This is a genomic window from Gottfriedia sp. NPDC056225, assembly GCF_042267765.1.
Lineage (GTDB): Bacteria > Bacillota > Bacilli > Bacillales > Bacillaceae_G > Gottfriedia.
Map to the genome: position 1 here is coordinate 152,210 of NZ_JBHJTJ010000008.1, position 8,616 is coordinate 160,825.

An 8,616-nucleotide genomic window follows, 5' to 3' on the forward strand; every position below is an offset into this window, starting at 1 on the left:
TCCCTTATTTACATAAAAAACTCCCCTTCAAATCATACGATAAGAAGGAGAGCCTTAATAAATGTCTATTCCTTATTTCTTATGTTTGGTGTGACAAGTTTAGACCTCTTACCTTCTTCTTTTGTTTGAGGATTGTACGGTACTACGTAATAAGAAGGTACATTAAACACGTTTACAAAAGTGTCTTTATATTGATCTAATCCTGTAACAGTATCTATCAATTTCTCTTTTCCATTTTTTACACGATAAATTCGATATTGTTGTCTATGATCAGTTGGTGCGTTCCAATTAAGGACGACAGTGAATAATCCAAATGGAGAGAATGATACTTTCGATTGAACACTTGAAATAGGCTCTAAATTTATTGGTGAATCTAAATCATCTATATTTTTTGGTTTTTTAAATTTCTTATTTGGTTCTCTTCCAGCTTCACTTAAAATCTTTTTAAATAATATAGTTGGATATGTGCTTCCATTTCTTAAGTAATGGGTTGAATCCGTTTTATCGTACCCCATCCAAATTGCTCCAACTACATCAGGTGTATATCCTACAAACCAAGCATCTTTATTTCCATTCGTCTGACCAGGGATATTAGTGGAACCAGTTTTCCCTGCTAAATCACCAGAAAAACTACCTCTACTTGCAGTCCCTTCATTAACAACACCTTTTAGCATTTTTGTCATATACCAAGAGGTTTGAGATGAAAAAACTTTATATTCTTTAATTTTTGCTTCCCCGACTAATTCATTATTGCGATCGTAAATTGCATTAATAACAAAAGGCTCTAATGCATCCCCTTCATGATCAAGTGCGCTATATGCTTTAACCAGCTCTAATGGCGTTAAACCATTCTTTAGACCACCAAGAGCCATACTTAAACCTTTGTCAGGAATATTCAAATCCATTTTCTTTAAATACTCTTTCGCATTATCAATTCCAATATCATTTAATAACCAAACTGCTGGCACATTTGCGGATTGTATTAATGCGTCAAACATCGAAATTGTTTTCGAGTATACTCCATTATAATTTTTAGGTTTATAGTCTCCTAGTGCACTTTGCTCATTTGGCAATAAGGAATACGGATTGTAGTTTCCCGTTTCAAGTGCTGGGGAATAAACTAGTAATGGCTTCATCGTTGAACCAGGTTGTCTTTTTACATTGATTCGATTTAAGCCATGAAAATAATAATTTCTTCCTCCAATGGCTGCCTCTACACCACCTGTTTCAGCGTTGATTAAGATGAATGCTCCCTCAGCATTTTGATCTGTACCAGGAAAATAGTTTCCATTTTTAAAATATTTATAAGCAGTTAATTGAGTCTTTTTATGAATCGGTACAACTACTTTGTATCCACCATTTAAAAGCTCGTCATAAGAAATTCCATACTTTTCTTTTGCCTCTTTTATAACCATATCAATATAAGTAGCATAACCATTTTCAAATTTTTGCTCAGTGATATGTAATACTGAAGGTATACTTATTGCTTTCTTGTATTCAGAATCTGTAATATAGTGCGTATCTAGCATCTTATAAAGAACAAGATTCCTACGCTCTAGAGATCGCGTTGGCTGAGTGACAGGATCATAATGCGATGGTGCTTTTAATAGCGCTGCTAATGACGCACTTTCTTCAATCGTTAAATTTTTAACGTCTTTTCCGAAATAGTATTTCGCTGCTCCACCAATCCCATAAACCCCATGTCCAAAATAAACTTGATTTAAATACATTTCTAGTATTTGATCTTTTGTATATTTTCTTTCTAGATTAATTGCAATAATTACTTCCTTCGTTTTTCGCATATATGTTTTGTCATTCGTCAAAAATACATTCTTTGCAAGCTGTTGCGTAAGTGTACTTGCACCTTGAACCTTACTAAATGATTTTATATCGTTTACGATCGCTCGAAAAATTGATTGTGTATCAATTCCATGGTGCTTGTAGAATCGCTCATCTTCAATTGAAACTACAGCTTGTTTTGTATAGTCAGGTATATCATTAATTGAAACAATTTGATGGTTTTCATTATATAACTTTGAGACAAAATCCCCCTCTAAATCTACCATTTCAGATGATGAATGGACGACTAGTTTATCCTCATCTATTACATAATTACCTAAAAAGACTATTAGTAAGAATCCTATAAAACTAATCAGCAGGACACTTAATAGTCCTATTGCTACATATCCCCATTTTTTCAATGATTTCACCTTCATTCTCTTACCATATAAGTAATAGTATATCCATATATTCCCACGAATAAGTCATTATTTCCTTTTTTTCGATGCATATTTCCTTGGAAATACATTTTTCGTCATATCCTAATTGGAGATAATTTTGAAGGATATCAACTACATTTCTTGAATAGGTTATATAGATAGTAAGTAGGAGGGTGAAAAAATGTCAGATTTATTTACATTATTAGATTCATATTATCCAGAAATGGTATCTACTCGTAGATATCTACATGAAAATCCCGAGCTTTCTTTTAAAGAATTTGAAACAGCTAAATTTATTCAAAACTTCTATAAACAATTAAATATTCCATTTAAATCAAATGTTGGTGGAAATGGAATTGTGGCAACAATTCATGGAAGAAGCCCTGGAAAAACAATTGCTTTAAGAGCTGATTTCGACGCTTTACCTATTCAGGATGAGAAGAACGTACCTTATTCCTCAAAAGCACCTGGAGTTATGCATGCATGTGGTCACGATGGTCATACCGCTACATTATTATATTTAGCAAAAGCACTTCACGAGAAAAAAGATTCTTGGGATGGTACAGTCGTTTTACTTCATCAACATGCTGAAGAATATGCACCAGGCGGGGCAATTTCAATGATTGCTGATGGCTGTTTAGATGGTGTAGACGAGGTTTATGGAACTCATATTTGGGCTATAGAAGAATTAGGAACAATCGGTTATCGAAAAGGGCCGATCATGGCAGCAGCTGATCGTTTTTCAATTACAATCCAAGGTCAAGGCGGTCATGGTGCCGAACCCCACCGAACTAAAGATAGTATTGTAATTGCAAGCCAACTTGTAATGGCACTTCAACAAGTTGTTAGCCGTGAATCCAACCCAATTGACACTGTTGTTTTATCTATTGGTAGTTTTGAAGCAAAAAATGCTTTTAATGTAATTGCCAATCGAGCAACTTTAGTAGGAACTGTACGAACATTCAAAAAGGAAACACAAGAAAAAGTAAAAGAACAAATGGCTAGAATCATAAAAGGTATTTGTCTAGCTAATGACGTTACATACGAATTTCAGTACGATGATGGTTACCCTCCAGTAGTAAATCACGAAAAAGAAACTGATTTACTTGTTACTGTCGCTGACAAAATCGAAGAAGTAACTATCCTAAAAGAAATGGACCCTAAAATGGGTGGAGAAGATTTTGCCTACTATTTACAAAAGGTTCCAGGAACATTCTTCTTCACAGGAGCAAAGCCTCCTCACGTTACAGAAGCTTACCCTCATCACCATCCTAAATTTGATTTTGACGAAAAAGCTATGCTAATAGCAGCAAAAACACTAGGCTCTGTGACACTAGCTTCATTAAAGCAATCACAAAAATTAGTTGAACAAAATTAAGAATTGAGGAGAACTTTTGAAGTTCTCCTTTTTTGCGTGGTGAAATATAACATACCCCAAATTGAAAATGGCAGGAAAAATGCAAATTACTTATTCGTGAACTTTTTAGATTCATGCCTAGCTTTAATGAGTAAGAAAATTAGCCTAAGTTAAAATATACTAACTCATAAGGAGCCCATGAGGGTTCATGTGTTAATAAAATAGCTAAATTAGTAAGTTTTGTTACTCATAAAAGGTTCATGAGTTAATAAATCAGCTAAATGTTCCAATTTTGTTGCTCATAAAGTGTTCATAAGTATGAAAACAGCATGTTGTAAAAAAAGATCTTACGCATAAAAAGCTATGTTCAACAGCAAAAAAAAGGAGAACTTTTGAAGTTCTCCTTTTTTAATATGTAGACCTTAGAAAAGATCTTCCTTCTTGTTCATATACCTTAAACGATAGGCATTTTTGGCAGTTTCGCCTAATTGCTCAAGTAGTTGATAATTTACATATGCTCCAACTGGTGCTCCAATCACGGGTACCAATTGTAGGAGTTTAGCTAAATCGATATGATCTCGATACTCTTGTTGTAATTGTTCCCAATTAACTTGTGGATTTTCGTCTATTTTGTCTTCCCACTTTTCGATGATTTGAAAAACTTTCTTTCGATGATTATCACTTGAAAAAGCAAGTTGAAAAATATAAAGCATGAATTGGCGCTCAAGTTCATCTTTCGGTGAGTACCCATATATTTTGGCTGCCTCAACTAAAAACCTAATTTTTATTCCTAATAATAGTGGAAAATCAGCAAGACCTAACAATAGTCCACCTGCTCCAGTTCCTGCTCCTTCAACTGCTGAAATCTTTTTATATTCGTTCATTTTCTTATCTAGCATTAAATCTCGTTCTCTAAGAGATAATGCTTCATATTCTTCGCCTGAACCGTTAAAAACCGTCGATCCACCCATAAATAGTACCATCATGTTTTTAACGGCTTTCGTAAACAAGTCTTGAATTTGCTCTGGCAATAATGATTGAATTTTTAATTGAACCTTTTTTGCAGATGTTTGGAAGATATTTGATTCGGCCATTACTTTTTGTTTCCATCTAGATAATTCATACTGAATACGAAGTTCATAAGAATCCATTTTGTCCACCCTTTACAATTTTTGTGGCTGACTCAATCTCTTTTGTACATAAAATTTAATTAACCACATTGAAAATAAAGTATATACAACGATCGCAATAATAAAATTTAAAATTGATGCGACTTTTATTAATACGATTAAACTAAAAACAACACTACATATTATCAGTAGTATATACAAAAGCGTTGAAATAGATTTTTTATTTTCTTCATTTGTATAAGGATAAATTTTCCACAATAAATGATAGTTATATTGTCTCAAAATTGATATATTCTGAAGCGAGATTACATAAAGAAATAAAATTCCTATTAATACCTTCCCCACAAGAGTTGGTACTAAGTAAACTACAAATCCACCTACGAAAACCTGTCTTACAAACATGCTTAAATAGTTACCATTTCGAATAAATGTACGGACTAAAAGATAGTTTGCTGCATTTTTTACTCGAATCTTATTAATCAGTGGATCTGCCCATTTTCTTCGTTTAACTTGTTGTTGAATGGATGGTACATCTGTAAACATATTCGCAAATCGATAAAAAGTAGCTAATCTCGAAGTATCGAGTCTTACATTTCTTTCCCATTGCACTCTTTTATTTTTACTACCGATTTGGATATATAATGCATACGCTGCTAAAATAACTATGATTATTAAAAGGACTAAACTATTCCACTTACTTAATAAACCGTAAATAAATAAGAAAGTGCCGATTAATCTTAAACAATAATCAAAAGTTCGATTTAAAACACCACTGTTTGAAATATGTAAAAATGAAATGAAAAGATTATATCCCTTTAATAAGAAAATGATTACCATAAATACGATGAAACTTGTAGTTTCCCCTAGTAAAAATTTCTTATAAATTGGATAAATTACCCCTAACATCATTAACATTAAATAAATTTGAACAATGTAAGTAATGAAAAAGGAACGAATAAAATAACTTTTCATCTTTTTTTCTAAAGGTAATAAATAGTGTAAATCAGGCCCTTTAAAAAAAGTTGTTATTTGACCTGTTACAACAAGAAAACCAAAAATAATTGAAATGACCAAAACGACTGGAAAGTCTGGAGAGATTGTTTTTAGCATTTCTTGATAATAATATGCGCCTCCGCCAAAAGCAAAAACAAGCACAAATTTTATATGATCATTAAAAATATAACGACCATATCTGCCCATTTCTTTCATGAAGCTTCGAAATCGTGCTAGCCATAATTCCTTTATCGTACTCATATTTCTCTTTCCTTTGTTGCAAAAATATAAATTTCATCTAATGAAGCATTTGGCATTTTATATTGATTTTGTAGTTCTGCTAATGTACCTTTTGCAATGATTACTCCCTCATGCAAAATAATAAATGAATCACAATAAATTTGAGCAGTCGATAAAATATGAGTAGACATCAATATGCCTGCTCCTTTTTCTTTTTCCTCTTTTAATATCTCAAGTAAGTCATTAATAGCAATTGGATCCAATCCTAAAAATGGTTCATCAATTATATATAACTGAGGCTGAACAATAAGGGCACAAATAATCATTACCTTTTGTTTCATCCCTTTTGAGAATGTAGACGGAAAATATTTTCTTTTTTCATATAGTCTAAATGTTTTTAATAACACTTCACTACGCTTTTTAAAATCATTTTCAGGAATATTATAAGCTAAAGCTGTAATTTCAAGATGCTCCTGTAAAGTTAATTCCTCATAGATCATCGGTGTCTCTGGAACATATGATAAATTTGCACGGTATGTAGTTGGATCTTTATCAAATGATTGTCCATTAACTAATATTTCACCCTTTAAAGGCTTCAAGAGTCCTAAAATATGTTTTATTGTTGTACTTTTACCAGCACCATTTAAACCAATCAGTCCAACAAGCTCATTTTTATTAATCGTAAACGAGACATCTTTAATGACTGGCAGGCGTGTATATCCACCCGAGACATCTTTTACATGTAATAATGTCATTCTTTTACAAATCCTTTCATATGTACTTTTCCTATAGATTGTATTGTATCAAATAATAAACATAACTGCCTTATAATCATATTTATGGAACACTCAAAAAAAATCCTTCTTTTTATGAATACTATTTTAGGTTAAGGGTATTCTAATTCTTGAAGGGAAAGCAACACACTTTCTTAATTCAAAATTTGAAATGAGGTGTGTGTTAAAGGAAGTTTAATTTGCGTTCAAACCTAAGTCTGATATTTGTTTAAGTGAAATGAGGTATCTCCATTGATTAACATCGTTGTCACATACAGCAGTGCTAAATTCAAAGGAGATGGTAAGCTTGAACGATATCTATAAAACCAAAGGGCATTAGTATACCAATTTGTAAATGAGGTGTCTCGAGCAGAACATATAATTTATTTATAGGTGTACCAATTTATTGAACATTAAAGCAAATGAGGTGTCTGTTAAAGACAATTTAACTTATTAACCTATATTCTAAATTCTTTCCCCTTCATCAAGGAGCAACTAAAGTTGCTCCTTGTTCATTTTTGTTGAAAAAAGAACTCGTCAATTAATTAGCAATATTTTTCAAATAAAAAAATGAAGTTGATTTACTCTTTTTCAAAGTTCTAGATGACCTGATCCTCTTTTAAATTGCCTGCTGGGTCTTTAGACTCCTTACATCCATAATAATGATGCCCTTCTTTTTTAACTACTTTCTTCTATTATAAATAACCAAAACCCTTAGGCTTACCTTTTATCTTTAAGGGAAACTAATTTCTCAAATTTTTTTCATACTTTGCTGCATACTATCTTTTCAAAAGGGTATTATAATCTATGAAGGGAAAGCAACACGCTATTCTTAATTCAAACATTTGAAAATGAGGTGTGTGTTAAAGGGAATTTAATTTGCGTTCAAACCTGTGTTAGATAACTGTTGAAGTGAATATATCTCTTAAGATAAAACATCGTTGTATAAACAGCAGTGAAAACATCAAAGGAGATGGTACGCTTGAACAATATCACTTATATCAAAGGTTTTTAGTATACCAATTTGTAAATGAGGTGTCTCTACCAGAGCATATATATTTATTATTATAGGTGTACCAATTAATTGAACATTAAAGCAAATGAGGTGTCTGTTAAAGACAATTTAACTTATTAACCTATATTCTAAAATCTTTCCCCTTCATCAAGAAGCAACGTAGGTTGCTTCTTGTTATTTTTTTGTCATGATTTTATTAGCCACATTTACAATTAAACCAACGCCTATGTTAAAATAAGGAAAAAAAGTGAAAGGATGTAATAAAAATGGTGCATGATTCTAATTGTATTTTTTGCAAAATCGTAGAAGGAAGCATTCCAGCTTCGAAAGTATATGAGGATGATGATGTGTTAGCTTTTTTAGATTTAAGTCAAGTTACAAAAGGTCATACATTAGTCATTCCAAAAGATCATACTGAGAACATATTCGAAATGAGTGAAGACACAGCAAGTACATACTTTCGTAAAGTACCTATAATTGCAAATGCAATGAAAGAAGCATTTAATGTTGAAGGGGTCAATATCATAAATAATAGTGGTGAAGTTTCAGGACAAACTGTATTTCATTATCATATGCATATTTTACCACGATACGGAAAAAATGATGGATTTGATGTAAAATGGCAATCAAACCAAAATCAATACACAAATGAAACGCTCCAGGAAATCGCAAAATCGATTCATAATAACATTATTAAAAAATAATAAAATAAATCCAAATAAAAACAAAAACAGGAGTTTGATTTTCTCCTGTTTTTGTTTTTTCATTTATATCCCAGCCAAATTCTGCATTTTACACTATATTTTTGAAGATTAATATTATATATTTACTATATTACTAATAATATTTTTTCGACAACCCCTCTGTATTTTCGCTAAAAATATTATAT

6 protein-coding genes are annotated in these 8,616 nt (G+C 31.8%); 2 read left to right on the plus strand and 4 right to left on the minus strand.

The features are described 5' to 3' along the window. Positions 1–65 precede the first annotated feature (65 nt). Positions 66–2,216, minus strand: a complete 2,151-nt coding sequence (locus ACFCYN_RS08365) for a transglycosylase domain-containing protein (RefSeq protein ID WP_375948694.1) — start codon at positions 2,214–2,216, stop codon at positions 66–68. Positions 2,217–2,400: 184 nt separating this feature from the next. On the opposite strand from ACFCYN_RS08365, the gene ACFCYN_RS08370 reads away from it, so the two are divergent. After that, a complete protein-coding gene (locus ACFCYN_RS08370) occupies positions 2,401–3,597 on the plus strand; it encodes a M20 family metallopeptidase (protein ID WP_172445684.1) in 1,197 nt (398 codons plus the stop codon). 401 nt (positions 3,598–3,998) lie between these two features. Here ACFCYN_RS08370 and ACFCYN_RS08375 read toward each other — a convergent pair whose 3' ends face one another. Genes ACFCYN_RS08375 through ACFCYN_RS08385 form a run of 3 tightly spaced genes read right to left on the minus strand, consistent with a single transcriptional unit; the run spans position 3,999 to position 6,694 of the window. Continuing rightward, positions 3,999–4,727, minus strand: a complete 729-nt coding sequence (locus ACFCYN_RS08375; RefSeq protein ID WP_375948696.1) for an EcsC family protein — start codon at positions 4,725–4,727, stop codon at positions 3,999–4,001. Positions 4,728–4,739: 12 nt separating this feature from the next. Next, positions 4,740–5,960, minus strand: a complete 1,221-nt coding sequence (locus ACFCYN_RS08380) for an ABC transporter permease (RefSeq protein ID WP_375948698.1) — start codon at positions 5,958–5,960, stop codon at positions 4,740–4,742. Beyond that, positions 5,957–6,694, minus strand: a complete 738-nt coding sequence (locus ACFCYN_RS08385) for an ABC transporter ATP-binding protein (protein WP_172445687.1) — start codon at positions 6,692–6,694, stop codon at positions 5,957–5,959. Before ACFCYN_RS08385 ends, ACFCYN_RS08380 begins: the two co-directional genes overlap by 4 nt. Positions 6,695–7,993: 1,299 nt before the next feature. Between ACFCYN_RS08385 and ACFCYN_RS08390 the strand changes: the two genes are divergently transcribed. Then, positions 7,994–8,431, plus strand: a complete 438-nt coding sequence (locus ACFCYN_RS08390) for an HIT family protein (RefSeq protein WP_172445688.1) — start codon at positions 7,994–7,996, stop codon at positions 8,429–8,431. The last annotated feature ends 185 nt before the right edge of the window (positions 8,432–8,616 follow it).